Source organism: Aquabacterium sp. (assembly GCF_050725395.1).
In the GTDB taxonomy this organism is placed as follows: domain Bacteria; phylum Pseudomonadota; class Gammaproteobacteria; order Burkholderiales; family Burkholderiaceae_C; genus Aquabacterium.
Genome location: NZ_JBOHHL010000012.1, coordinates 63283 through 88488, shown reverse-complemented (window position 1 = coordinate 88488; position 25206 = coordinate 63283). Strand labels below are relative to the sequence as shown.

Sequence of the window (25206 nt, the reverse complement as noted above, 5' to 3'; positions counted from 1 at the left end):
CCAAAAGCGCAGTTTTCATCGGCGGTCACCCTCACACGGGCTTGCGCACGCGGAACCAGGCCGCGTACATGGCTGGCAATGCCAGCAGGGTCAGCGCCGTGGCCACGATCAGGCCGCCCATGATGGCGACGGCCATGGGGCCCCAGAACACACTTCGCGACAGGGGGATCATGGCCAGCACGGCGGCCGCGGCCGTCAAGGCGATCGGGCGGAAACGGCGCACGGTCGAGCCGACGATGGCGTCCCAGTCGGGGATGCCCTGGGCCCGGTCTTGCTCGATCTGGTCGATCAGGATGACGGAATTGCGCATGATCATGCCCATCAGCGCAACCACGCCCAGCAGGGCCACGAATCCGAAGGGCCGGTTCAGGATCAACAAGGCCGCGGCCACGCCAGCGATGCCCATGAAGCCGGTCAGGAAGGACAGCAGCGCCCGCGAGAAGCTTTGCAGTTGCAGCATCAACAAGGTGAAGATGATGAACAGCATGGCGGGCATGTTGGCGAAGATGGAGCCCTGGCCTTTGCTGCTTTCCTCGGCCGTGCCCGCCAGTTCGACGCGGAAACCCGGCGGCATCTTCTGCTGCAGGGCCTGCATCTGCGGCCACAGGGCGGTGCTGACGGTCGGCCCCTGGGTGCCTTCCGTGACGTCGCCTTGCACCGTGATGGCGAAATGGCGACCTTCGCGCCACATCACGCCCGGCTCCCAGACCAGTTGCGGCTTGCCGATCTGCAGCACGGGCACCATGCGGCCCGAGGCCGTGGGGATGTAGGAGTTGTCGAGCGCGCTCAGGGTGGCCCGCTCCGACAGGGGCGTGCGCATCACGATGTCGATCAGGCGGTCCTGGTCGCGGTACTGGCCAACGGTGGTGCCTGAAGTGGTCACCCGGATCGCCTGGGCGATGGATTGGGAGGTCACGCCCAGGGCGCGAGCCTTGGACTGGTCCACCACCAGGCGGATGGCCTTGACCTGCTCGTTCCAGTTGTCGTTGACACCCGTCATGTTGGGGTGGGCGCGCATCAAGGTCTTGGCTTCATCGGCCCAATGGCGCAGTTGCGCGGGGTCTTCTCCCACGATGCGGAACTGCACGGGATAAGGCACCGGTGGCCCGTTGGGCAGCAGGCGCAGGCGCCCGCGGATTTCCGGGAACTCGGTGGCCAGCAGTTCGGGCAGACGCGCGCGCAGGGCTTCGCGGGTGTGCGCGTCGGTCGGCATGATGACGGCCTGGCTGACGTTGCTCTGCGGAAAGATCTGGTCCATGGGCAGGTAGAAGCGCGGCAAGCCAGAGCCGATCCACGTGCTGACGGTCTTGACGCCCTCCTCCTTCATCACACGGGCCTCGAAGCGCTTGGCCACGGCCTCGGTGGCTTCGAAGCTGGTGCCTTCCGGCATCCACAGGTCGACCAGCAGCTCGGGGCGGCTGGAATCCGGGAAGAACTGCTGCTGCACCTTGCCCATGCCCAGCACGCCCAGCACCAGCGCACCGATGGTCAGGCCAATGGTGATCCAGCGGTGCTCGACGCACCAGTTCACCAGGGACTTGAAGCGGCGGTAGAACGGCGTGTCGTGCAAGTCGGCATGGGACTCGCCATCGACCGTTTTGACCTTGGGCCGGGTCTTGAGCAGGTGCTGCCCCAGGTAAGGCACGAAGTAGACCGACACCACCCAGGACACCAGCAAGGCCGCCGCCGTGACCGCGAAGATGGCGAAGGTGTATTCCCCCACCGCCGATTGCGCCAGGCCGATGGGCAGGAAACCCGTGGCCGTGATCAGGGTGCCGGTGAGCATGGGCATGGCGGTGAGGTCATAGGCCGCGGTGGCCGCAGCCACCTTGTCGTAGCCCTCTTCGAGCTTGTGCACCATCATCTCGACCGCGATGATGGCGTCGTCCACCAACAGGCCCAGGGCGATGATGAGCGCCCCCAGCGAGATCTTGTGCAGGCCCACGTTCCAGAAGTACATGATCAGGAAGGTGACGGCCAGCACCAGTGGAATGGTGATGGCCACCACCAGGCCCGGCCAGATGTCCAGGCGCAAGGGCTTGGTGTGCAAGCCCAGGCTGATGAAACTGACGGCCAGCACCACGGCCACGGCCTCGACCAGCACGTGGACGAACTCACCCACCGAACTGGACACCGAGGTCGGCTGGTCCTGGATCTGGTCGAGTTCGATGCCCACGGGCAGGTCCGCGTGCGCTTTCGCGGCTGCCGCGTGCAGGTTCTTGCCCAGCTGGATGATGTCGCCGCCCTTGGCCATGGACACGCCGATGGCGATGATGTCCTTGCCGTTGTGGCGCACCTTGGTGGTGGCGGGCGATTCGTAGGCACGGCGGATGGTGGCGACGTCGCCCAGCTTGGCCGTGCGGGCCTGCCCGGTGGCGGGATTGACGGCCCGGATCGGCATCTGGCGCAATTGCTCGACCGAGGTGAACGCGCCCGTGATGCGCATCTGGATGTTGTTGTACTCGCCCGCGTACACGCCCGCCCCTTCGATGCCGTTCTGCGCATTGAGCTGCTGGATGAACTGGTTCATGTCCAGGCCCATCTGGGCCAGCTTTTGCTGCGGCACTTCCAGGAAGATCTTTTCGGGCTGCACGCCCATCAGTTCGACCTTGCCCACGCTGGGCACGCGCAGGAATTGCGAGCGCACCTTCTCGGCGAACTGGCGCAGTTCTTCCGGCGTGAAGCCATCGGCGGACAGGGCATAGATGGAGCCGTAGACGTCACCGAACTCGTCATTGAAGAAAGGCCCGACCACGCCGGGCGGCAAGGTCTGGCGCATGTCGCCGATCTTTTTGCGCACCAAGTACCAGAGGTTGGGGATCTCTTTGGGCGGTGAGGAATCCTTGACCTGCATGAAGGTCAAGGCCTCGCCCGGCTTGCTGTAAGAGCGGATCACATCGGCGTAAGGCACTTCCTGCAAAGTGCGCTCGATCTTGTCGGTGACCTGCTCGGCCATCTCTTGCGCCGTGGCGCCGGGCCAGTAGGAGCGGACCACCATGATGCGGAAGGCGAACGGCGGGTCTTCGTCCTGCCCCAGCTGAAAATAGGCGGCCGCGCCCAGCAGCATGAGCACGACCATCAGGTAGCGCGTGAGTGCGGGGTGCTCCAGCGCCCAACGGGACAGGTTGAAATGGCGGGCCGAAGGATCCGGCGCTTTTTTGACAATGGCAGTCACGGCAGGCTCCTCAGGATCACTGCGCGACAGCGGGCTGCACAGGCTGGCTGGCGCCGGCCGCGGAAGAACGCGCACTCGCGGCATCCAGCGCGGTCTGGTAGCGCTTGACCTTCTGGCCCGGCTTGAGCACGTGCACGCCCGCCGTGACGATCTCCTGGCCAGCCTTGAGTCCATTGGCGATGATCACGACATTGCCGGTGACATCGGCGGTGACCACGGGCTGCAGCTTGACCGTCATGCTGCCACCGTCCAGAACCCACACGGCGGAGCGGCCGTTCTGCTCCGTCAGGGCCTGCAGCGGGATGCGCAAGCCGCCGGCGAAGCGCACCGGTGTGCTCAGCGCCACGGTGGCGGTCTGGCCCAACTCGTAGGCGCCCTGCCCCACATCGGCCTTGACCAGGAAGGTGCGGGTCACGCTGTCCGTGGCGGCCGACACCTCGCGGATCTTGGCAGGCAGCCAGTCCTGGGTGCCCCAACGGCGCACCTTGATGGCGCCAGGCTTGTTCAACAAACCGCGCATGGTCGGGGCCATGTCTTCTGGCACCGAGAAGATCGCATCACGCGGGCCGTCTTGGGCCAAGGTCAGCACCGGGGTGCCAGCGTTCACGACCTGACCGGGTTCCGCGTCCACCGCCGTGATGACGCCGGAAGCGCTGGCGGTCAAGGTGGCGTAGGTGGCCTGGTTGCCCTGCACTCCCGCCTGAGCACGCGCTTGCCGCAGACTGGCTTCGGCCGACTTCAGGGCCGTGCTGTGGCGGTCCAATTCGGCCGCGCTGATGAAGCCCTGCCCCTTGAGCTCATTGAAGCGTTTGAAATCAGCCGCGGCTTGGGCGGCATTGGCCTCCGCCGCCGCCAGGCCCGCGCGCGCGGATTCCTGCGTCAACACCAGGTCCTGGGGATCGAGCTGGGCCAGCACCTGCCCCGGCTTGACCGCCTGCCCCAATTCGACTTGACGACGCGACACCTTGCCTGGCACGCGGAAGCTGAGGCGGGATTCAACACGGGCACGGATTTCGGCGGAAAACTCGCGGTCGACGGCGCCGCCGGTTTCACTCAACACCAAGGTGCGCACCGCCCGAACGGGTTCGGGGGCCGGGGGCGCCTTGCCGCAACCTGCGGTGGCCAGCAACAAGGGGGTTGCAAGGACGAGGGCAAAGAACCGGGTCCGGCGAGGCATGCTCATGGGGTCGCTCATGGTGGTAATGGGGTTTGGATCTGCTGACTAAACCGGTCGCCATCGTAACTGACCAACGGGTCAGTAATGCGATTTTTTGAGGGAAGCCGCGCCAATTGAGACAATGTGCTGTCTTTGTCCACACCAAGCCCATGCCTCCATCGCCCAACGCCCCCCTGCCCTTGATCAGGCCGGGCAGCAGTCTTTACCATGCACTGCAATCCACGCCCACGCAACTGCGCCCATCGCTGCAGGCCTGGATTCACTGGTGGCATGAGGTCAGCAGCATCCCCTTGAATGTCAGCGACCCGGGCGTGGCTCAGACCAAACTGGCCTGGTGGCACCAGGAGGTGCGTAACAGCTTCGAGGGCAAGCCAAGCCATCCCTTGACCAAGGCCTTGTTCAAGCCTGGCGTCCCCGCACCGGGGCGCTTGCCGCCGCTGGAGGTGTGGCTGGCCCAGGTCGAGGGCATGCAGTCCCTGGTGCAGCAGACGCGTTGGCTGGACGAGCCCAGCCAGAAAAAGCATGCCCTGGCGACCACAGGCGCGGCTTGCGAAGGTGCAGCCCACCTGCTCGGGGCCCATTCAGAGGCCGCACTGACCACAGTACACGAACTGGGCTGGGGCCTTCGGCAAGCCCATCACCTTGCCCGCCTGGGCCAGGACGCGCGATTGGGGTGGCTGCATGTGCCCGTCAGCACCCTGCAGCAGCATGACGTGAAGGCGCACGAACTGCTGCGCCCCTCAGCGGGACAGGCGCCCGAACACTGGCCCGGCCTGCTCAGCCACCTTCACGGCCAGGCACGTCAGAGCCTGCAAGATTCTTTGGGCGCGCTCGCCCGGCTGCCGTCTGCTGAGCGCAAGGCCCTGCGCCCCTTGCGGGTCTTGGCCGCCTTGCACATGGCTTTGATCGACGAGATTGCCGCCCGAGGTGCCGACGTTTTGCATGGGCGCATCATCCTGACGCCCTTGCGCAAGTGGTGGATCGCCACGAAGAATCGTTAGACCAGAAAAACACCCAATGGGGGAATTTCCAGCCCCCGCTGGTAAACCATGACTCGCCAGGATTTCATTTGAGCTAAAAACGCCCTGCCTCATCGTAGGCCAAGGGAGTTTCCATGAAATGCACAATCTGCGGCAATGTCTCCAATAATGCGCTCTTTGAAGCGCAGGAAATGATGTATGGCAAGCATGAAAAATTCACTTACATACTTTGCGCAGAATGCGGTTGCCTTCAAATATCTGACATCCCCGACAACATCCATGAATATTATGCCGGGCAATATTATTCATACCAGCAAAAGGAAGTCACGCGCCATCCGATTCGGCAACGGATGATGAAAATCCGGAATCGCCATGCGATTTCGGGCCAAGGGAAAATTGGCGGCTGGTTGCTGCGGGCCTTTCCCACAGACGCATTTCAATTCCTGAGGCCGCTGAAGCTGAAATCCGACAGCAGCGTCATCGATGTGGGCTGCGGTGCTGGCACCTTGCTCAAATTACTCGCATCGTCGGGCATGACCCACCTCCTGGGCGCCGATCCTTTCATTGCCCAGGAATTGAGCTACGACGATGGCGTGAAGGTCTTGAAGAAGCCCATCACCGGCGTGTCGGGTGCCCATGACCTGATCATGTTCAACCATTCTTTTGAACACATCCCCAATCAGCTCGAAACACTGCAGCACGTGGCGGGCATTCTCAAACCTTCGGGTCATTGCATTGTCAGAATCCCCACGGTGAGTTCCTACGCCTGGAAGCATTACGGCGTCAACTGGGTTCAGCTCGACGCTCCTCGCCACTTCTTCCTGCACTCGGTCGACAGCCTCAACCGACTGGCCCGCGATGCCGGCATGGTGGTCGACCAGGTGGTGTACGACTCCACCGATTTCCAGTTCTGGGGCAGCGAGCAATACCTCAAGGGCATTCCGCTGCGCGGCAAAAACTCCTACGCCGTCGATCCCGCCGCCTCGCCATTTTCCGAGGATGACATCGCCGAGTTCAAGCGCAGGGCCCGGGAACTGAACCACGACCACCAGGGCGACCAGGCCATTTTCTATTTGCGGCCCGCGCCCTGAATGTCTCAGCGACCGAAAGGTGCCGCCAGTGGCTCACCCACGAACAGCCCTTGCTGCGGCCAGGCCACGCTCTTCCAATAAGCCTCCAAGGCGGTTGCGCCTTGCAGGTAGAACCCGATCAAAGCCTGGGGATGCGGGAACTTCTGCAGGTGCGCACACGGCTCGCTGGTGGTGCCGTAGGTGGCCGTGACGCCAGCATCGATCCACGACAGGACGGTCATCTGTCCATGCGGCTTGTCCAGGATGCCTCCGAAGGACGTGAGGTGGTCACCCAAAGCGCCCGGCACGAACTCGTTCGTGTCCAGAAAATCGACTTGCGCACGCCCGGTCTGGTACACGAGCACGCGGTCGGCATTCTTCAAGGCATCCGTCTGATCCAGGTAAACATCGACCCCAAACGGCGGATTGCTGCCCGCCGGGGGAAACAGGCGCTGGCGCACGCTGCGGATGCTGTCCGAGGTGGTGACGAAATGCGCGTTCACGGCCGGTGCCCCGCGCAGGCCCAAGGTGCCATCCGACTTCACACCCCGGTCAATCAGGGCCTTGGCCGTGTCCGCGTCCTTGGCCGCCAGCAGCATGCTCAGGCGCATTTGGTGGTCCGTGAAAGGCTTGGTCGAACTGGATCCGAAATACCGTGAGGTTCGCGTGGGCGCCGCGCAGGTGTTGCTGCAAAGCTTGGCGTCGTAACCCATGGCCAGCGCCCCCGTGATCGAGTTGCAGTTCACCCCATAGGGCAATCGCCAAGTCAAGGCCAGTGCCTGCGTTTTGGCGCCGAAAAAGTCGTCCACTTGTTTCTTGAACGCCTCGAACTCGTCGGGGCCCAGGGTGGACTTGATGGGCAGGCTGATGCGCAAAACGCGGCTGGCGGGAATAGCGCGGGCCTTGGCGTAGTACTCGCCGACCTGGACGGAATAAGGATCGTCGGTGTTGATGACGATCCCCAGGTCCTTGGCGGTGAGCCGCCCGAAGACGCGAGACATGGTCATCCAGCGCCGCCCGCCGGCACCACCGGAGGCCGCCGAGTCGCTGTATTCGGCCGCCAGCGAGGGCACCGCCGCGTTCACCTGGAACGGGCTCATGAGCCCGGCCACCAATCCACCGGCCAAAACCAGCCGGATCCCGACTTCACGGAAGAGATTTTTCATAAGGCGTTATCAAATCCCGAAAAGGTGGGCTCCTGTGCCCCTAGATGACCCTCAAGCCACCGATTATTTCGCCGAATGACGAGGGATCCCACCTTTCAAAATGGTTTGCCACGAAGGAAAACCCGATGAGTGAATCCACCTCGCCCTCCACTTCGATCCAGGTCATGGCCCGAATGTTCAGTCTTTTGGACACCTTGGCCCTCGAAGGAGACTCCGCATCGCTCAAAACCGTGAGCGAACGCACGGGTTTGCACCCATCCACCGCGCACCGCATCCTCAACGATCTGGCCGTGGGCGGCTTTGTAGAGCGCTCCGGCCCCGGCACCTACCGCTTGGGCTTGCGCCTGCTGCAACTGGGCAACCTGGTGAAATCAAGATTGAACGTGCGCGACCTGGCCATCAAGCCGATGCAGGACCTGCACCGGCTCACAGGGCAAGCCGTGGCCTTGCACGTCCGGCAGGACGACGAGGCCCTTTGCGTCGAGCGCACCAGCCACGAACGCAATGGCATCCAGGTGAACCGGGTTCTGGGGGCACGCGCACCCCTGGCCGCCAGCGCCGCAGGCAAGGTCCTGATCAGCCAATGGACTGCGGCGCAACTGCACGCCCTGGCCCAGGCCAACGGCACGCGTGCCGAAACCCTGCACACCGAACTGCAGAACGTGCGGGCCAATGGGTTCGCGGTGGATGGCGATTCGGTGGAGCCTGCACAGCAACAGGCGGCCGCCCCGGTCATCGACGACAGCGGCCAGATCGTGGCCAGCCTGAGCTTGAGCACCAGCAGCCTGCGCCTGAACCCCGAATGGAGCGATGCACTCAAGGGTGCCGCCGCCCGGATCTCCACCACCCTGGGATGGACCACCGGCCGCTGATTGCCACACGGCATTCCGCTCAGCCATGAAAAAAGGCCCCTCGGGGCCTTTTTCTTTTGACCTGCCTGACCAACAACGTCAGGAAGTGACCTTGGGCACCGCGACCAGATCGGCCGAACCACGCGGCGCCTGGGGCGCCGTTTCAATCCAACGGCGCACACGCTCGGCGTCGGCCTGGCGGGAATACTTGCCGGCGGAATCCAGGAACACCATGATCAGCTTGCGGCCAGCCATGCGGGCTTGCAGAACCAGGCAACGCCCAGCTTCGACGATGTAACCCGTTTTCTGCAGACCGATGTCCCAGCTGGGGTTGCGCACCAGACTGTTGGTGGTGTGGAACTGAACTTGGCGCTTGCCCAGGTGCACCGCATATTCACGCGAGGTGGAGAGCTCGCGGATCAAGGGCTGCTGGTAGGCGGCCTTGACCAGGGTGGCCAGGTCGCGTGCGCTGGACTGGTTCTGGCTGCTCAGACCCGTGGGTTCGACATACTTGGTGTCCGACATGTTCAGGAACTGGGCCTTGCGGTTCATGGCCGCGACAAAAGCCTGCAGGCCACCCGGGTAGATGCGGCCCAGGGCATGCGCAGCGCGGTTCTCAGAGGACATCAAGGCCAGGTGCAGCAATTCACCGCGCGTCAGCGTGGCACCCACCGCCAGCCGCGAACTGCTGTTTTTCTCGGTGTCCACATCGTCGGAGGTGATGGTGATGGATTCGTCCAGCGACAACTTGGCCTCGACGACCACCATGGCGGTCATGAGCTTGGTCAGCGAAGCAATGGGCAGCACGGCTTCGGAATTCTTGGACAGCAGCACCTCGTTGGTGTCCTGGTCCATCACGAAAGCCACGCTGGACTTGAGGTAGAGGGGATCGGGGGTGTGGTGCAGGCCATAGAGCTGACCAAAAGACGCACCAGAGGCCGCCGACGCACCGGCCACCGCCACCGCGGTCTTGATCACGCCGCCACGCTCGGCGGACAGGGACTCAGCCAGGGGCATGGGCGGCTCGGCACGCGAGATGCGGCGGACGCCTTGGGCGCGAACCACGCGCGATTTGCGCACGGTGGCCTTGGGCTTGACCTTGGCCGTGGGCACCGAACGGCTGGCCTTGCTGGTGGCGGTGGTGCGTGCTTTGGCCTTGCTTTTGGCTTTGGCCTCGGCCAAGCCTGGCGTGCTCAGGGCCAGGCAGGCCACCGACAACACCATCAACGACAGCAAACTTTTCTTCAACTTCTTGAGCACGACCATCACAGCCCTTTCGTCACAGTGCGAAGTGTATAAAAAAATACGCGCCAGATCAATGACTTACGCGTATTTTGTAAAGTGACCTCGCCATTCAGGCCATCATGATCGAGTGTTACCCCTGCGCAGCAACCCTTTCGGCCTTGCTGTGCAGCTTGTTCAACGCTGACAGGTAGGCTTTGGCTGACGCCACCACGATGTCCGGATCGGCTCCGACCCCATTGACCACGCGCCCACTGTGTTGCAAACGAACGGTCACCTCTCCCTGGGATTCTGTGCTTCCGGAGGTGATTGCATTGACCGAGTAGAGGACGATTTCCGCGCCACTTTTCACGACGGTCTCGATTGCCTTGAGGCTCGCGTCCACCGGACCATTGCCATCGCTCTCGGATTGGTGTTCAGTGTCGCCGGCCGCGAACACGATGCTGGCGTGTGGACGCTCGCCGGTTTCGGAGCGCTGGGACAGCGACACCAGGCGGTAATGCTCTTGTTCGGGCGTGACGCTTTCGTCGCCGACCAAGGCGATGATGTCCTCGTCGAAGATTTCGCTCTTGCGGTCGGCCAGTTCCTTGAACTTGGCGAAAGCCGTGTTGATACCGGCTTCGGAATCGAGGTCGATGCCCAGTTCGGTCAGGCGCTGTTTGAAGGCGTTGCGGCCCGACAATTTGCCCAGCACGATCTTGTTGGCGGCCCAGCCCACGTCTTCGGCACGCATGATTTCATAGGTGTCGCGGGCCTTGAGCACGCCGTCCTGGTGGATGCCCGAGGCGTGCGCGAAGGCGTTGGCGCCCACCACGGCCTTGTTCGGCTGCACCACGAAACCAGTGGTCTGCGACACCAGGCGCGACGCCGACATGATCTGGCTGGCGTCGATGCGCGTGTCCAGCCCGAAGTATTCGCGGCGGGTCTTGACGGCCATCACGACTTCTTCGAGGGCGCAATTGCCGGCGCGCTCGCCCAGGCCGTTGATGGTGCATTCCACCTGGCGTGCGCCACCGATCTTGACGCCGGCCAGGGAGTTGGCCACGGCCATGCCCAGGTCGTTGTGACAGTGCACCGACCAGATCGCCTTGTCGGAGTTGGGCACCTTCTCGCGCAGGGTTTTGATGAAGCTGCCGTACAGGTCGGGGATGCCGTAGCCGACGGTGTCGGGGATGTTGATGGTGGTCGCGCCCTCGTTGATGACGGCTTCGACCACGCGGGCCAGGTAGTCGATGTCGGAGCGGTAGCCGTCTTCGGCCGAGAACTCGACGTCGCTGGTGAGGTTCCGGGCGAAGCGCACCGAGAGCTTCGCTTGCTCGAGCACCTGTTCGGGCGACATGCGCAGCTTCTTTTCCATGTGCAGCGCGCTGGTGGCGATGAAGGTGTGGATGCGCCAGGAGTTGGCGCCCTTCAGGGCCTCGGCGGCACGCGCGATGTCGCGGTCGTTGGCACGGGCCAGTGAGCAGACGGTGGAATCCTTGATCGCCGCGGCGATGGACTTCACGGCCTCGAAGTCACCATTGGACGAGGCGGCGAACCCGGCCTCGATCACGTCCACCTTCAGGCGCTCCAACTGCTTGGCGATGCGCAGCTTCTCGTCGCGTGTCATGGAAGCGCCGGGCGATTGCTCGCCATCGCGCAAGGTGGTGTCGAAAATGATCAGTTTGTCGGTCATGGTGGTCTCCGCGGGAGATGACTTCTGCAAACAAAACGGCCCGCTGGCAATGCTGGCGGGCCGTTTTGCGAAAGTTCGGATGTGTACACAGTACAAACGAAAGCGATCAACGCGCCCAGGGCACTCCTGGACGTAGTAGCAGCTGGGCGTTGAAGGTCGTCATGGCCACAAATATAGCATGGTGACTCTGGCCCGCACCGGGCAAAAGCCCGGGAAAAACGATCAGCGGTGCAGGCCTTCTTCGTCGGGTTCGTCGGTGGAGGTGGAGATCACGCTCACCGGCTTGCCCTTGACGCGCTTCCACACGTACACCCCGTAGCCGGAGAGGCCGTAGACCACGAACACACCGAAAAGCACCACCGGGGGATGGATGGTCACCACCGCGATGCCCAGCGCGATCGCCACGATCACGATGAAGGGCACGGTGCGCTTGAAGCTGACATCCTTGAAGCTGTAGAACGGCACGTTGGTGACCATGGTCAGGCCCGCGTACAGCGTGAAGGCGAAGGCCAACCACACCATCCATGGGGCCGTGCGCAGCACCGGGTCCAGGTCGGTCACCACCCAGATCAGGCCGATCACCAAAGCGGCGGCGGCCGGGCTGGGCAAGCCCTGGAAGAAACGTTTGTCGACCACGCCGATGTTGGTGTTGAAGCGCGCCAGGCGCAGGGCGGCGCACGAGCAATAGACGAAGGCCGCGATCCAGCCCCATTTGCCCAGCCCCTTCAAGGCCCATTCGTAGACGATGAGCGCGGGCGCTGCGCCGAAGGACACCATGTCCGACAGGCTGTCCATCTGCTCGCCGAAGGCGCTTTGCGTGTTGGTCATGCGGGCCACGCGGCCATCCAGGCTGTCGAGCACCATGGCGCAAAAAATGCCGATGGCCGATTGCTCGAACTGCCCGTTCATGGCCATGACGATGGCGTAGAAGCCTCCGAACAAGGCGGCCAGCGTGAAGAGGTTGGGCAGGATGAAGATGCCCTTGCGACGACGCCGCACGCCGGGCGATTCGTCGACATCGTCCAGGGGCAGGTCGACCGTTTTGGTCGGGGTCTGATCAGGGTGGGTGGTGGGGAATGTCATGCCTTGGGCAGCGTCGCCAGAATGGTGGTGGTGGCCGAGACCCTCTGGCCGCTGGCCACCAGGGGCACGGCATGAGGGGGCAGGTACACATCAACACGGGCGCCGAAACGGACGCGTCCGTAGCGTTGCCCCCGGGTCAGTGTGTCGCCAACCTTGGCGTGGCAAAGCACGTGCCTGGCGATCTGGCCGGCCACCTGCACGAGGGTGACGATCTGCCCGCCGGATTCGATGACCATGGCGCTGCGTTCACTCTGGTCGTGCCCCGGGTTGGCCTTCTTGCCAAGCAGACGCGGAAAATACTGCACGTGCTTGACCACGCCGTCCACGCAGGACCGGTTGGTGTGGGCGCTGAACACGCTCATGAACACGCTGATGCGCAAGGCATCGCGGTTGGCGTAGTGGTCCCTGACCTTCTCGATGTTCAGGATGCGGCCATCGGCGGGGGACAGGATGGCGCCGGACTCGGTCGGGATGGCCCGGGACGAATCCCTGAAAAACAGCAGCAAGGGCAGCAAGGCCACCCACAAGATGCCGGAGACCAGGCCCCAGCCCCAGAGGAAGGTGGACAGGGCGGCGAGACCGGTGGCCAGCGCCAGGTAAGGCCAGCCTTCACGCGCCATGGGAGGAAGCGGATGTGTCATGGTCGGCGGAGGATACCTCAAGCGGAGGCCGCTGATGAACGACCCGCTGAGGAAAGGGAATATCGACATTCAGTTTGTTCAAGGTGGCCAGGATGGCCAGGTTGACGTCCGAGCGGGCCGACAGTTGGCCGTTTTCGGGGTCGACAATCCAGAAAGCGATGGTCAGGCCCAACCCATCCGCCGCGAAGGTGGTCAGGTGCACCGCAGGCGCGGGCGTGGGCAGCACGCGGGGCAGCTTGGCCACGGCCTGCGCCAATTGAGGACGCAGCCAATCAAGGTCGGTGCCGTAAGCCACCTGCACCTCGGTGGTCAAGAGTAGCTTGTTGTCGGCCAGGGATGCGTTTTCGACGCGCTGGGTGATCAGCATCTCGTTGGGCACGATGGCCTCGCGACCCGCAGACGAGCGCAGCACCGTGTAGCGGGTGTTGATGTCGGTGATGCGGCCTTCGAAGTTGTCGACCTTGACCAGGTCGCCGATGCGCAGGCTGCGCTCGGCCAGGATCACGAAGCCGCTGACATAGTTGGCAGCCAGCTTCTGCAAACCGAAGCCCAGGCCCACGCCAATGGCGCCGCCCAGCACGGACAGCGCCGTCAGGTCGATGCCCACGGCCGACAGCGCCATCATCAAGCCCACGGTCAGCAGCAGCGCGCGCGAGAGGTTGGCCATGATCTTGCGCAGCGACAGGTTGTCGGTGGCGCCCTTGAGCAGTCGGTTCTCGATCACCGACGACAAGGACAGCGACAGGATCAGCACCAGCACCGCGCTGAAAGCACCTTCAACCAGGTTGCGCAAGGTGACGTGGCCGGACCCGATCTTCCAGGAGATGTCGTTCATCTCGTCCAGGATCAAGGGCAGCACCCCGATGATCCACAGGATGCTGCCCGCCCAGGCCATCCACGACACGGTGCGCTCAAGGACGCGCATGGCGGGAGCCTTGGGGAACACCACGCCCAGCACGCGCACCGTCAGGCGGATCACGGTCAGGGACACCAGCACGGGGATGGCGACCCGGAACACCGCCACGGGAATCTCGATGCCGGCCAGCAGCCGACGCGTGGCCAGGGCCAGCAACAGCGCCAGGATGGGGAACAACACCCCGTCGATCACGTGCTGGCCGAACCAGATGGAATTGGCGTCGGTCTGGCGCCCACGGATCAGGCGAACGATGAGCCAGGCGCCGCCCAGGCAGGCCAGCAGCAGGCCCAGTTCGGCCAGGGCGGTGGGCTGTTGCAACTGGGTCCAGAGCTTGGTCAGTTCTTCGGCGGTCAGGGGATGGGCGTCGTGCAGGGAGGACGTGGGCGGCATGGAGGGAAGCTTATTCGTCGATGAGAATGCGCAGGTGGGCGGCGACGCTGCGGCCCAGGGCGTCGAGGTTGTAGCCACCTTCCAGGCAGGAGACGATCCGACCTTTGGCGAAGCGCTTGGCCACGTCCATGATTTTGGCGGTGATCCAGGTGTAGTCGGCTTCGACCAGGCCCAGGCCGCCAAGGTCGTCTTCGCGGTGGGCATCGAAGCCGGCGGAGATGAAGATCATCTCAGGTCGGAAGAATTCGAGGCGGTGCATCCAATAGGTTTCGACGACCTCGCGGATGAGCTTGCCGTTGCTGCGGGCGGGCACCGGCACGTTGACCATGTTGCCGGCGTGGCACTCCTTACCGCTGTAGGGGTAGAAGGGGTGTTGGTAAAAACTGACCATCAGCACCCGGTCGTCATTGGCCAGGATGTCTTGCGTGCCGTTGCCATGGTGGACGTCGAAGTCGACGATGGCCACGCGCTGGAGGCCGCGCACATCCAGGGCATGGCGGGCCGCCACGGCCACGTTGTTGAACAGGCAAAAGCCCATGGTCTGGCGGCGGGTGGCGTGGTGCCCGGGCGGGCGCACGGCGCAGAAGGCGTTGTCGAGCCGCCCATCGATGACGGCATCGGTGGCGGCCACGGCAGCACCGGCGGCCCGCCAGGCGGCAGAGCGTGTGGCGGGGCAGGCCAGGGTGTCCGGGTCCAGCGCGCGGGTGTCGCCCGTGACCTCCAGTTGGTGCAGGAAATCGTCCAGCGTGGAAACGTAATTGCTTTCGTGCGCCAAAGCCAGGTCGGACGCCTTGGCCAGCGGCGCTTCGTGGTGCGACATCAAGGCGTCGAGGCCCTGGGCGCGCAGGTGGTCGGCGATGGCCAGCAGCCGCTGAGGGCACTCGGGGTGGCCATGGCCCATGTCATGGGCCAGGCAGTCTGGGTGGGTGAAATAACCGGTCGACATGGGTCAGTCCCGCGCGGTGCGCCGCGCCGGTTTGGGTTAAGGTGTTGCCATGCTTCTTCGCACCGACCCGCACCCTGCCACGGCGCCTGGCGCCGCCGCCACGAAGGCCTCGCAGATCACACAGCTCGTTGATCAGATTAGCACGATCATCGTAGGCAAACAGGATCAGGTCACGCTCAGCGTGATCTGCCTGCTCGCCGGCGGCCACCTGCTGATCGAGGACGTGCCAGGGGTGGGCAAGACCACCCTGTCTCAGGCCCTCGCCCGCTGCCTGGGGCTGAGTTTTTCCCGCATCCAGTTCACGGCCGATCTGCTGCCCTCCGACCTGATCGGGGTGAGCGTGTATGAACGCCAGCGCGAGGAGTTCGTCTTCCACCCCGGACCGGTGTTCGCGCAAGTGCTGCTGGCCGACGAGATCAACCGCGCCGGCCCCCGCACGCAAAGCGCGCTGCTGGAGGCCATGGAAGAACGCCAAGTGTCGGTCGAAGGTGAAACACGCCCACTGCCCTCGCCTTTCTTCGTGATCGCCACACAGAACCCGACCGAGCAACTGGGCACGCACCCGCTGCCTGAATCGCAGCTGGACCGCTTCGCCATGCGCCTGTCGCTGGGCTACCCCGACCCGGCGTCGGAACGCGCCCTGTTGATGGGAGAGGACCGCCGTGAAGCCATCCAGCACCTGCAACCTTTGCTGTCGCCCAGCGAATGGGCGGCCTGGCAGGCCAAGGTCAACACTATCCACGTGGCCGATGCGCTGCTGGACTATCTGCAGGCCCTGCTGACCGCCTCGCGCGATGGGCGCTGGTTTGCGCAAGGACTCAGCCCGCGCGCGGGGTTGTCACTGCTCAAGCTGGCCAGGGCCCGCGCCTTGTTCCTGGGCCGAGGCCATGTGTCGCCCGAGGACATCCAGACCTTGTGGGTGCCGGCCGTGGCGCACAGGCTGGTGCCGCTGACCCAATCCGGCCGCAGCGCCACCGCCCAGGCGCGCGCGCTGCTGGAGGCCACCTCCGTGCCATGAGCACCGGCTGGCGTCCTGCTCGTCTGCTTGCGCCGATGTCGTGGCTGCTGCTGCGGCCACGGCTGTGGTGGCGTCAATGGTGGGAGTCGCGCCTGCACCCGCGCGAACAGCTCACCTTCACCCAGCGCAATCTGTACATCCTGCCCACGCCGGCTGGTTGGGGCTTCGCCGTGGTGATCCTGGTGATGCTGCTGGCCTCGATCAATGAACAGATCAACCTCGGCTACGCGCTGACCTTCATGGTCAGCGGCGCGGCCTTGATGACCATGCACATCACCCACGCCAATGTGCGCGGCCTGACGCTGCGCCTGCTGCCCCTGCGCAGCCTGCACGCGGGCGATGTGTTGCGGGTGGGCGTGGTGCTGGCGAATGCCGGCCAACGCCGCGGGCGATTTGGCCTGGAATTGAAAGTGACCCGACCGGTCGCGGCGGGCATCATGTCGGACGACGACGCCAAGGTCGAATGCGAAGTCGGCCCCGCCAGCGAAACCACGGTGGAGATGGACGTGCCCGCGGCCTTGCGAGGCTGGCTGGACCTGCCTCGCCTGACGCTCCAAAGCCGCTACCCGCTTGGATTGTTCCGCGCCTGGGGCTACTGGCGCCCGCAAGGCCGTGTGCTGGTGTGGCCAGCGCTCGACCCCATGGCCCCGCCATTGCCCGAGGGCATCAGCGAGGTGCCCGATGCGCACATGGTCCAACCCTTCACCCCCTCCGCCGACATGCCCGAGGGCTTGAGGGCCTACCGGCGCGGTGACCCGCTGCGCTGGATCGCGTGGAAGAAATCAAGCCACGCCCTGGCCTCGGGCACCGGCCTGGTCAGCCGCGAACCAGCCGCCGGCCGCACGCCCGACCTTTGGCTGGACTGGGACCGCAGCCCCGCCTTGCAGGGCCTGGACACCGAAGCCCGCCTGAGCCGACTGGCCAGCTGGGTCATCCTGGCAGACCGGCAACCCGGCCTGGCCTACGGCTTGAAACTGCCCGGCCAAACCATCGAATGCGGCCAAGGCAGTGGCCACCTGCGGACTTGCCTGGACACGCTGGCCGTGTGGGGCCTGGTCGACACCAAGCCGCGAACCAAGCCCCGCTCATGAAGCGAACACCCCTGCCCATCAGCCGCGAAGGCCGTGACACGCTCTGGCTGCTGGCCACCCTGGCCCTGATCATGGCGCCGCACGCCACGCGCTTGCCGCTGTGGTGCGCGCTGGGTGCCGCGGCCGCCATGCTGTGGCGCGCCCACATGGCCTGGCAGGACAGCCGCCTGCCCTCGCGCTGGGTGCTGTTCACGGCACTGGTGGTCTGCGTTGGCCTGACCTTGTCCACCCACCGCGCCTTGTTTGGCCGTGAAGCCGGCGTGACCCTGGTGGTGGTGCTGACCGGCCTGAAGACCCTGGAACTCCGGGCGCGCCGCGATGCCTTTGTCGTGACCTCGCTGGGCTTCTTCCTGATCCTCACGCAGTTCCTGTATTCGCAAAGCCTGGTGTTGGCCGCCCTGATGGCCATGGCCGTCTGGGGGCTGATGACCTCGCTGGTGCTGGCGCAACGCCCCCTCGGACGCCCACGCCTGCTGGCCGTGGCCCGCGAAGCCGGCCGCACCCTGGTCTGGGGACTGCCGCTGATGCTGGTCCTGTTCCTGCTGTTTCCCCGCATCGGCCCCCTGTGGGCCCTGCCTTCGGACGCGCAGGCGCGCTCCGGCCTGTCCGACAGCCTGACGCTGGGCAACATGGCCGAACTGGCCCTGGACGAAAGCATCGCCATGCACCTGCGCTTCGAGGGCCCGGCGCCCGCGCCGGCCGCGCTTTATTTCCGGGGACCGGTGCTGGACGACTTCGATGGCCGGACCTGGCGGACACGCCGCCAGCCCTTTGACCATCCCGACACGCTGGACAGCGAACCGATCGAAACCCAGGGGCCGGTCATCCGCTACCAATTGACCCTGGAGGCCACCCACGCCAGGATCCTGCCCTTGCTTGAAGCCACGCTCAAGGCCCAAGTCCCGCCCCAGCAATCGCCCCTGCGGATGCAGCGCAACGACCTCGCCTGGACCACCAGCGCGCCGCTTCATGAGCGCATTCAATTGGACGCCGAGGCCTGGACACGGTTTCGCCATGGTCAGACCCACACGCCCTCCGAGCTGGAAAGCTGGCGGAGGCTGCCGCGGGGATTCAACCCGCGCACCATCGCCTGGGCCCAGGCCTTTCACCGCGAGCCGGCCCACGTCCAAGCCACCCCAAGACAACTTGCGCAGGCGCTGATGGCGCACATTCGGCGCGAAAACTTCAGCTACACGCTGGCCCCAGGCGACGACGAACCCGAAGCCGGACCACCGCAAGCCACCCCCTCGCTCCATCAGATCGACCGATTCTGGCTGGACCGGCGCGCGGGCTTTTGCGAGCACTTCGCCAGCTCTTTCGTGGTGGTGATGCGCGCCATGGGCGTGCCCAGCCGGGTCGTGACGGGCTACCAGGGCGCCGAGTTCAACCCCGTCGACGGCCTGTACACCGTGCGGAACAGCCACGCCCATGCCTGGGCAGAATATTGGCAAGCCGGCGAAGGCTGGGTGCGCGCCGACCCCACCGCCGCCGTCGCCCCCGAACGGATCGACCGCAACCGCCCCTTGGCCGCCCCACGCAGCGGCCTGACCGGCGCGCTCCCGCAGTTCGACTCGCCCTTGTGGCGCCAAGGCAAGGCCTTCTGGGAAGCCACCAACCACCGCTGGAATGTCTGGGTGCTGCAATATTCCCGGGGCAGTCAGAAGCAGTTGCTGGGCAAGATGGGCTGGGACGCCAATGACTGGGCCGACGTGGCACGCGCCTTGACCATCGCGCTGTCCAGCATCGCCGTGGCCGGTGTGGGCTGGCTGTGGCTGAGCCGCGAACGTCAACGCCCCTCACCTTGGCTGGGGCCCATGTCCCGGGTTCACCAAGTCCTGCTCAAGGCCGGCATTCCGCCACCCGAAGGCGTGCCAGCGCCAGCATCGGCCCTGGCGTGGGCCAACTCGCTGAACAAGCTGCCCCTGGCGCAGGCGCCGCAGCACGCCGAGTTGACGCGGCACATGGTGTCTGCGCTGCAGGCGCTGGATGCCTTGCGCTACGGCCCCAACGTGGACGCTGCTGGCCACCCCCTCCAGCGGCGCCAACAGATGGCCGGTGCCAAGCCTTTGATCAGGGCCATTGAAGATGGCGCCCGCCAGTGGCGTGCGCTCCGGGCCAAGGCCCGGCATCGGGCACACTGAGGCCTGCAGGGGCCCGCACGGCGGCTCCCCACGACGATCCAACCTGTGCCCATGACGACATCGCCCGACTCCCATTGCCTGCGCCGAATCGCCCTGCCCTGTGTGCTGTTCATGGGCTTCTTGCATGGCTGCGCCACCAAGCCAGAGCCAGCGCCCCCTGAAGCGGTGCGCGTGAGCAGCGAAGCCTCGCGTCCTGATGACACGTCTGATGGCCGGGCCCTGCCCGAGCCCACCATCGTCCAGGTTCAAGTGGCAGTTCAGGAGCCCGGTGGCTACGATCAACGCGAAGATGCGCGCCTGCTGGCCGAGCGCCTGGCGCAAGAGTTTCAACTGGACCCCACCTGGGTGCGCGCCATGCTGGCCCAGGCTCGCTACAAGGACAACGTCGCCAAGTTCATCATGCCCGCCCCCAGCGGCACCGCGAAAAACTGGGGGGTGTACCGCAGCCGCTTCATCGACCCGATCCGCATCAAGGCGGGCGTGGCTTTCTGGCGTGCCCATGAACCCGATCTGCGGCGGGCCGAAGCCCGTTGGGGCGTGCCCGCCAACATCATCGCCGGCGTGATCGGCGTGGAAACCATTTATGGCCGCCAGACCGGCGGCTTCCGTTTGCTGGACGCCCTGACGACCTTGAGCTTGGACTTCCCCAAAGGCCGCAGTGACCGCAGCGCTTTCTTCCAGAAAGAGCTGGGCCATTTTCTGAAGCTGTGCGACGAACAGAAAATGGACCCGGCGACGGTACTGGGCTCCTACGCCGGGGCCATGGGTTTACCGCAATTCATGCCCAGTTCGGTCCGGAATTTCGCCATTGATTTTGACGGCGATGGCCGCATCGACTTGCAACGCAGCCCGGTGGATGCCATTGGCAGCGTTGCCAGATACTTGGCCGATCATGGCTGGCAAAAAGACATGCCGGCTTACTACGAGATAAAGCCCCCCACCGACCAGGAGGCCTTGGACAAATTGCTGGCCCCGGACATCGTGCCGAGCTTCACCGTGGCTGAAGTGCAGGGCTTGGGCGCCACCCTGCCAGACGTGGCCCAAACCCACCTGGGTTTACTGGCCTTGGTCAAACTCCAAAATGGCGACGCGGCCCCCAGCTACATTGCCGGAACCGACAACTTCTATGCCGTCACGCGCTACAACCAGTCCAGTTATTACGCTTTGGCGGTGATTCAACTGGGTCAGGCCGTGTCCCGGGCGGCGGCCAATTCGCCTTGAATTCCAGACAAGCAATTACAAAAATTGCGCGCTGATTTGCAAACAGAATATATTTGTGATTAGAATTCCCACCGTGGCTGTTAGCGCCCAGCTCTGATTCCCTCAATAAGTATTTCAACGCCCCCAGACATCGGGCCATAAGGACTCTTCATGAGCAACTATCAAGATCTTCTGGCAAAAAAGGCCGCCCTCGAAAAGCAATCGGCCGAACTCGACAAACAATTGCAAGACGCTCGCCGTGCCGAGCGCGCTGGCGTGATTTCCCAAGTCAAATCCCTGATGGCTGAACACGGCCTGACCTTGGCTGACCTGGGTGGCAAAACCGGCGGCACCGGCAAGGCGCCCTCCGCCAGTGCTGGCCGCAAGGTGGCTCCCAAGTACCGCAATTCCGCCACCGGCGAAACCTGGACTGGCCGTGGCCTGCAACCCAAGTGGGTTCAAGCCGCCGTGGCTTCGGGCAAGAAACTCGAAGATTTCGCCATCTGAATTTGAATTAACCGCGTTAATTCAAGCCCCAAAAGCCGACGCTCCTGCGTCGGCTTTTTTCATGGCATGCCGCTCACCATCACCGCGCCTTGTCCTTGAAATCTCCCGCCAGGCCGAACACGAACTGCTCTGGTTTGAGATAACGCCTCAAGGCTTGATTCACCTGGTCAAGGGTCAAGGCTTCCAAAGCCGCATCCACCTTGGCCGACACCTCGAATGTGCGGTCGAGGTACAGGTTGCTGACCCAGGCTCCCGCCAAGCGGGCATCTTGCGAGCGGGACAATTGCCTGAAATTCAAAAGCCCCCGTTTCCCAGACTCGAATTCAGCCTGCGTGAAACCTTGCGCCAGCACCTTGCTCACCTCTTCTCGGAAAGCCGACTCCACCTTGTCTCGGTTCTGCGGCGCGAAAATGGCCGATGCGATCCACTGTGAATTGGGTTCGATCGAATTCCATTGAACCGCGCTGTAAACGCTGTAAGACAAACCCTCCTTTTCACGGATGCGGTTCCAGAATCTGGAATCGCCCCCAGAGCCCAGCAAATGATTGGCCAGCATGAACGCCGGGTAGTCTGGGTGCGAATCATTCAACGGCAAATCCTGCAGCACCTGCATGGCAGCATTCTGTTTGTCCGGCGTGACGATTTGGATGCGCGCGGGTGGCGTGGGTATCAGCGGCGATGGCACACGGGCAATGGCTTGCCCGCTGACCCAACCGCCCAGCGCCCGTTGCAATGCCTGCGTCACGGCCTTGGCGTCAAAATCGCCCACCGCGGCAAACTGGGCCTGGCTGGCCCCGACGAATTTGGCGTGAAACTCGCGCACCTGTTCGATCTTCACCGCACGCCAATCGGCGTCCATTTCGTCGAAGGTCCGCGCATACCGCACATCGCCTTTCGGATACGGATTGCCATGGCGCGACAAGGCTTCGTTCAGCACGGCCTGGGGCTCCTTGCGCTGCCCTTCCAACCCCGTCAGGGCCTGGCGGCGGATCTCTTCAAGCGCATCGGCCGGCAGGCTGGGATGGCGCAACAAATCGCCCACCAGTTCAATGGCCGCGGGCAGGTTCTCGCGCTTGGTCGAAATGCCCACGCTCAAAGTACCGTCGTCAGCCTGGAAGCCGATCTCGGCCTGCAAGGCGTCCATGCGGTCCTGCACTTGCTGGCGGCTCAAGGTGCTGCTGCCCTTGTCCAGCAAGGCCCCCAGGGCCGAAGGCACTTCGCCCCAGTTGGCCAGGGATTTTTCATCGCCCATGCGCAAGGTCAAGCTGGCGCGCACGGCTTGGCCACGCGTGGTCTTGGGCAGCAAGGCCACCTTCAGGCCGGGCTCGATGCTCAGGCGCTGCGTGCGGGCGTTGATGTTGGCCGGGCTGGCCACGAAGGTCTCGGCCTGGACGGCACCCGCCTGCCCCTTGAAGTCCTTCAGCATGGCCGCGACATCCACATGCTCGGGCGTGGGAGCGCGCGTCGGCGCCGCCGTGGGCAGGTAGGTCCCGACCGTTCGGTTCGACTGGACCAGGTACTGCCTGGCCACGCGCTGCACATCGTCCAGCTTGACGGCCTTGACCCGGTCACGGCTCAGGAACAACAGACGCCAGTCGCCCTGGGCCACCGCGCCAGACAAGGCCACGCCCACATGCTGCGAATCGGCGAAACCCATCTCCCAGTCGTTGAGCCATTTGGTGCGCGCCCGGTCCAGCTCTTCCTGGGTGATGGGCTCTTTGGCCACCGACTCGACCACCTCCAGCAAGGCCTGGCGGGAGGCCTCCAGGTCTTGGCCCGGAGCCAGTTGGGCGCCCATGATCATGAAGCCCGGATCGGCCAGCGGCTGCGAGAAGCTGAAGACCGACGCCGCCAGTTGCCGGTCGGTCAGGCGCTTGTGCAGGCGCCCCGAGGGGTTGTCGCCCATGATCACTTCCAGCAGTTCCACGGCCGCGAAATCCGGGTGGGCGCCAGGCATCACGTGGTAGCCCGCGTAGAGCAGCGGCACGCCGCCCACGCGGCGCAAGGTCACCGCCCGTTCACCATCCTGCACGGGGTCGAGCGTGTAAAGCGCCGGCAACACCCGCTTGGGTTTCGGGATGGCGCCAAAGTACTGCTGCACCCAGGCCAGCACCTTGGCCTGGTCGAACTTGCCGGAGACGATCAGGGTGGCGTTGTCGGGCTGGTAGTGCTGTCGGTAGAAGGCCTTCAGGTGAGCAATGTCCACGCCTTCCACATCGGTGCGGGCGCCGATGGTGGACTTCCCATAGTTGTGCCACTGGTACATGGCGGCCACGGTCTTTTCCAGCAAGACGCGGCCAGGCGAGTTCTCGCCCATTTCCATCTCATTGCGGACCACGGTCATCTCGCTGTCCAGGTCCTTGCGGGCGATGAAGCTGTTGACCATGGCATCGGCCTGCCATTCAAGGTACCAACGCAGGTTCTCGTCGTTGGCGGCAAAACTGGCGTAGTAATTGGTGCGGTCGTACGAGGTCGAGCCATTGGCGCTGAAACCACGTTTGTTGAAATCCCCCCACACCTGCGGATGGCGGGGAGAACCCTTGAACAGCATGTGTTCCAGCAGGTGGGCCATGCCGGTTTCGCCATAGCTTTCGTGGCGCGACCCTACCCGGTAGGTCACGTTGACCGTGGTGGTCGGCTTGGAATCATCGGGGCTCAGCAGCACCTGCAGCCCATTGGGCAGTCGGTACTCGCGGATGCCCTCCACCGCGGTCACCTCGCTGACCGTGGCCTTGGCCGCCAGCGGCCCTTTCGCCTGGGCGGGGCTCATCAAGGCCGTGGCCAGGGCCACGCTCAACAGGGAAGCAAATGCGTTGGTCGATCGAAGGAAAGTCATCACGGCGCCGATGCAATCGGATGGTGGCAATGCAATTCAGTGTAGGCCCGGGGCCGAAAGGTTCCCCTTTCAGGCTTTATGCTGCGGAGCGCCGCAGGCGTCATCCAAAAAGGCCCACGCTCACCATGATTCGATGTTCTCGTTCAGTCACCGTTTTGGTCTGCCTGGCCTGGCTGGGTGCGCTGTCCGGCTGCGGCCAGGACCATCCCGTGCCATGGTCCGGGTACGCAGAGGCCGATCTGGTCTACCTGGCCTCATCGGGCGCGGGCGTGTTGAGCACCCTCCAGGTTCAGCGCGGGGATGCCGTGGCGTCGGGGGCCGACCTGTTCCAGATCGACGCCGCCGCCGAACTGTATGGCAAGCAGGCCGCGCAGGCCCAGCAAAGCAAGGCCGCCGCGCAATTGGCCGACCTGGGCAAAGGACGCCGACAGAACGAGTTGAAGGCCATCAAGGCCCAGCTCGACCAAGCCAAGGCGGCGCTGACCATTTCGAGCACCCAACTCAAGCGCAACAAGGACCTGGTGCGCCAGGGCTTCATCGCCCCATCGCAGATGGACGAACTCGAAGCCGCCAAAGCGCGCGACACCGCGCGCGTGCACGAACTGCAAGCCCAACTGGCCGCCGCCAAGGACAGTGCCCGCCCCGACACCGTCGCCGCCGCCAAGGCCGAACTGCAGGCCGCCAAGGCGCAGGTGTCGCAGCAGCGTTGGGCCGAGGACCAGAAGGTGCGCCGGGCCCCGGTGGCGTCGAAGGTCTTCGACGTGCTGTACCGGCTGGGCGAATGGGTGCCGGCTGGCTCGCCGGTCGTGGTGCTGCTGCCGGAGCACGCCGTGAAGGTGCGCTTCTTCGTGCCTCAAGAGGCCCTGGCGCAGACCAAGGTCGGCCAGGCCGTGCAGTACAACTGCGACGGCTGCAAGGCCGGCACCGCCACCATCCGCTACGTGTCGCCCCAGGCCGAATTCACGCCCCCGGTCATCTACAGCAACGAAAGCAAGGGCAAGCTGGTCTACATGGTCGAAGCCACCCCCGATGACCAAGCCAGTGAGGCCCTCAAGCCAGGCCAGCCCCTGAGCGTGACCCCCGCCGCCGCGAGATCATGAG

The 25206-nt window shown here is 64.5% G+C and carries 19 protein-coding genes; 9 read left to right on the top strand and 10 right to left on the bottom strand.

The annotated features are described in order from the left end of the window. Nucleotides 1–31 precede the first annotated feature (31 nt). Together ACREB4_RS10015 and ACREB4_RS10010 are read right to left on the bottom strand one after the other, a co-directional pair. The gene (locus tag ACREB4_RS10015) at nucleotides 32–3175 is read right to left on the bottom strand and encodes an efflux RND transporter permease subunit (RefSeq protein ID WP_431588068.1); all 3144 of its coding nucleotides are present in this window, start codon (nucleotides 3173–3175) and stop codon (nucleotides 32–34) included. A gap of 16 nt (nucleotides 3176–3191) precedes the next feature. Further along, a complete protein-coding gene (locus tag ACREB4_RS10010; RefSeq protein ID WP_431588067.1) occupies nucleotides 3192–4358 on the bottom strand; it encodes an efflux RND transporter periplasmic adaptor subunit in 1167 nt (388 codons plus the stop codon). Between the two features lie 143 nt (nucleotides 4359–4501). Here ACREB4_RS10010 and ACREB4_RS10005 point away from each other — a divergent pair, with 143 nt between their 5' ends. Both ACREB4_RS10005 and ACREB4_RS10000 read left to right on the top strand, forming a co-directional pair. Beyond that, nucleotides 4502–5353, top strand: coding sequence for a squalene/phytoene synthase family protein (locus ACREB4_RS10005; protein ID WP_431588066.1), 852 nt, complete (start codon nucleotides 4502–4504; stop codon nucleotides 5351–5353). A 113-nt stretch (nucleotides 5354–5466) separates the two neighbouring features. After that, nucleotides 5467–6423, top strand: a complete 957-nt coding sequence (locus tag ACREB4_RS10000; RefSeq protein WP_431588065.1) for a class I SAM-dependent methyltransferase — start codon at nucleotides 5467–5469, stop codon at nucleotides 6421–6423. A 5-nt stretch (nucleotides 6424–6428) separates the two neighbouring features. On the opposite strand, the gene ACREB4_RS09995 is transcribed toward ACREB4_RS10000, so the two are convergent. Then, entirely contained in the window at nucleotides 6429–7502 is a 1074-nt protein-coding gene (locus tag ACREB4_RS09995) for a TIGR03790 family protein (RefSeq protein ID WP_431588064.1), read from the bottom strand. 191 nt (nucleotides 7503–7693) lie between these two features. Here ACREB4_RS09995 and ACREB4_RS09990 point away from each other — a divergent pair, with 191 nt between their 5' ends. Continuing rightward, a complete protein-coding gene (locus tag ACREB4_RS09990) occupies nucleotides 7694–8440 on the top strand; it encodes an IclR family transcriptional regulator (protein WP_431588063.1) in 747 nt (248 codons plus the stop codon). Nucleotides 8441–8518: 78 nt separating this feature from the next. On the opposite strand, the gene pbpG is transcribed toward ACREB4_RS09990, so the two are convergent. The 6 genes from pbpG to ACREB4_RS09960 all read right to left on the bottom strand — a co-directional run bounded on the left by pbpG (nucleotide 8519) and on the right by ACREB4_RS09960 (nucleotide 15312). After that, nucleotides 8519–9685: a D-alanyl-D-alanine endopeptidase gene (gene pbpG / locus ACREB4_RS09985; protein WP_431588062.1), complete on the bottom strand. Its 1167-nt coding sequence runs from the start codon at nucleotides 9683–9685 to the stop codon at nucleotides 8519–8521. A gap of 109 nt (nucleotides 9686–9794) precedes the next feature. Further along, nucleotides 9795–11336 carry a 2-isopropylmalate synthase gene (locus ACREB4_RS09980; protein ID WP_431588061.1) on the bottom strand — a complete coding sequence of 514 codons (1542 nt, stop codon included), beginning with the start codon at nucleotides 11334–11336 and terminating at the stop codon, nucleotides 9795–9797. A gap of 222 nt (nucleotides 11337–11558) precedes the next feature. Next, a complete protein-coding gene (gene pssA / locus ACREB4_RS09975) occupies nucleotides 11559–12419 on the bottom strand; it encodes a CDP-diacylglycerol--serine O-phosphatidyltransferase (RefSeq protein ID WP_431588060.1) in 861 nt (286 codons plus the stop codon). After that, on the bottom strand, nucleotides 12416–13060 hold the full coding sequence (locus tag ACREB4_RS09970) for a phosphatidylserine decarboxylase (protein WP_431588059.1): 645 nt from the start codon (nucleotides 13058–13060) through the stop codon (nucleotides 12416–12418). Before ACREB4_RS09970 ends, pssA begins: the two co-directional genes overlap by 4 nt. Beyond that, a complete protein-coding gene (locus ACREB4_RS09965) occupies nucleotides 13029–14366 on the bottom strand; it encodes a mechanosensitive ion channel family protein (protein WP_431588058.1) in 1338 nt (445 codons plus the stop codon). Before ACREB4_RS09965 ends, ACREB4_RS09970 begins: the two co-directional genes overlap by 32 nt. Before the next feature lie 10 nt (nucleotides 14367–14376). Then, entirely contained in the window at nucleotides 14377–15312 is a 936-nt protein-coding gene (locus tag ACREB4_RS09960; RefSeq protein ID WP_431588057.1) for a histone deacetylase family protein, read from the bottom strand. A gap of 49 nt (nucleotides 15313–15361) precedes the next feature. Between ACREB4_RS09960 and ACREB4_RS09955 the strand changes: the two genes are divergently transcribed. The 5 genes from ACREB4_RS09955 (at nucleotide 15362) to ACREB4_RS09935 (ending at nucleotide 21269) form a co-directional block, all read left to right on the top strand. Further along, complete coding sequence (locus ACREB4_RS09955; protein WP_431588056.1) at nucleotides 15362–16330, top strand: AAA family ATPase; 969 nt, start codon at nucleotides 15362–15364, stop codon at nucleotides 16328–16330. Beyond that, the gene (locus tag ACREB4_RS09950; RefSeq protein ID WP_431588055.1) at nucleotides 16327–17421 is read left to right on the top strand and encodes a DUF58 domain-containing protein; all 1095 of its coding nucleotides are present in this window, start codon (nucleotides 16327–16329) and stop codon (nucleotides 17419–17421) included. The genes ACREB4_RS09955 and ACREB4_RS09950 overlap by 4 nt, the downstream gene beginning before the upstream one ends. Next, a complete protein-coding gene (locus ACREB4_RS09945) occupies nucleotides 17418–19562 on the top strand; it encodes a transglutaminaseTgpA domain-containing protein (RefSeq protein WP_431588054.1) in 2145 nt (714 codons plus the stop codon). The genes ACREB4_RS09950 and ACREB4_RS09945 overlap by 4 nt, the downstream gene beginning before the upstream one ends. A 51-nt stretch (nucleotides 19563–19613) precedes the next feature. Then, nucleotides 19614–20783, top strand: coding sequence for a lytic murein transglycosylase B (gene mltB, locus ACREB4_RS09940; protein ID WP_431588053.1), 1170 nt, complete (start codon nucleotides 19614–19616; stop codon nucleotides 20781–20783). 150 nt (nucleotides 20784–20933) lie between these two features. Beyond that, the gene (locus ACREB4_RS09935) at nucleotides 20934–21269 is read left to right on the top strand and encodes an H-NS family nucleoid-associated regulatory protein (RefSeq protein ID WP_431588052.1); all 336 of its coding nucleotides are present in this window, start codon (nucleotides 20934–20936) and stop codon (nucleotides 21267–21269) included. 79 nt (nucleotides 21270–21348) lie between these two features. Here the strand turns inward: ACREB4_RS09935 and ACREB4_RS09930 are convergent, their stop codons facing one another. Continuing rightward, nucleotides 21349–24105 (bottom strand): M16 family metallopeptidase, encoded by a 2757-nt coding sequence (locus ACREB4_RS09930; protein WP_431588051.1) that lies wholly within the window; start codon nucleotides 24103–24105, stop codon nucleotides 21349–21351. A gap of 125 nt (nucleotides 24106–24230) precedes the next feature. On the opposite strand from ACREB4_RS09930, the gene ACREB4_RS09925 reads away from it, so the two are divergent. Further along, complete coding sequence (locus ACREB4_RS09925) at nucleotides 24231–25205, top strand: HlyD family secretion protein (RefSeq protein ID WP_431588050.1); 975 nt, start codon at nucleotides 24231–24233, stop codon at nucleotides 25203–25205. Nucleotide 25206: the final 1 nt, after the last annotated feature.

Coding starts and splice junctions, on each gene's coding strand:
- pbpG (WP_431588062.1), bottom strand. CDS start 9,685: ATGGTCGTGCTCAAGAAGTTGAAGAAAAGTTTGCTGTCGTTGATGGTG.
- ACREB4_RS09945 (WP_431588054.1), top strand. CDS start 17,418: ATGAAGCGAACACCCCTGCCCATCAGCCGCGAAGGCCGTGACACGCTC.
- ACREB4_RS09965 (WP_431588058.1), bottom strand. CDS start 14,366: ATGCCGCCCACGTCCTCCCTGCACGACGCCCATCCCCTGACCGCCGAA.
- ACREB4_RS10000 (WP_431588065.1), top strand. CDS start 5,467: ATGAAATGCACAATCTGCGGCAATGTCTCCAATAATGCGCTCTTTGAA.
- ACREB4_RS09980 (WP_431588061.1), bottom strand. CDS start 11,336: ATGACCGACAAACTGATCATTTTCGACACCACCTTGCGCGATGGCGAG.
- mltB (WP_431588053.1), top strand. CDS start 19,614: ATGACGACATCGCCCGACTCCCATTGCCTGCGCCGAATCGCCCTGCCC.
- ACREB4_RS09955 (WP_431588056.1), top strand. CDS start 15,362: ATGCTTCTTCGCACCGACCCGCACCCTGCCACGGCGCCTGGCGCCGCC.
- ACREB4_RS09950 (WP_431588055.1), top strand. CDS start 16,327: ATGAGCACCGGCTGGCGTCCTGCTCGTCTGCTTGCGCCGATGTCGTGG.
- ACREB4_RS09925 (WP_431588050.1), top strand. CDS start 24,231: ATGATTCGATGTTCTCGTTCAGTCACCGTTTTGGTCTGCCTGGCCTGG.
- ACREB4_RS09995 (WP_431588064.1), bottom strand. CDS start 7,502: ATGAGCCCGTTCCAGGTGAACGCGGCGGTGCCCTCGCTGGCGGCCGAA.
- ACREB4_RS10010 (WP_431588067.1), bottom strand. CDS start 4,358: ATGAGCATGCCTCGCCGGACCCGGTTCTTTGCCCTCGTCCTTGCAACC.
- ACREB4_RS09935 (WP_431588052.1), top strand. CDS start 20,934: ATGAGCAACTATCAAGATCTTCTGGCAAAAAAGGCCGCCCTCGAAAAG.
- ACREB4_RS09990 (WP_431588063.1), top strand. CDS start 7,694: ATGAGTGAATCCACCTCGCCCTCCACTTCGATCCAGGTCATGGCCCGA.
- ACREB4_RS09930 (WP_431588051.1), bottom strand. CDS start 24,105: ATGACTTTCCTTCGATCGACCAACGCATTTGCTTCCCTGTTGAGCGTG.
- ACREB4_RS09960 (WP_431588057.1), bottom strand. CDS start 15,312: ATGTCGACCGGTTATTTCACCCACCCAGACTGCCTGGCCCATGACATG.
- pssA (WP_431588060.1), bottom strand. CDS start 12,419: ATGACATTCCCCACCACCCACCCTGATCAGACCCCGACCAAAACGGTC.
- ACREB4_RS10005 (WP_431588066.1), top strand. CDS start 4,502: ATGCCTCCATCGCCCAACGCCCCCCTGCCCTTGATCAGGCCGGGCAGC.
- ACREB4_RS09970 (WP_431588059.1), bottom strand. CDS start 13,060: ATGACACATCCGCTTCCTCCCATGGCGCGTGAAGGCTGGCCTTACCTG.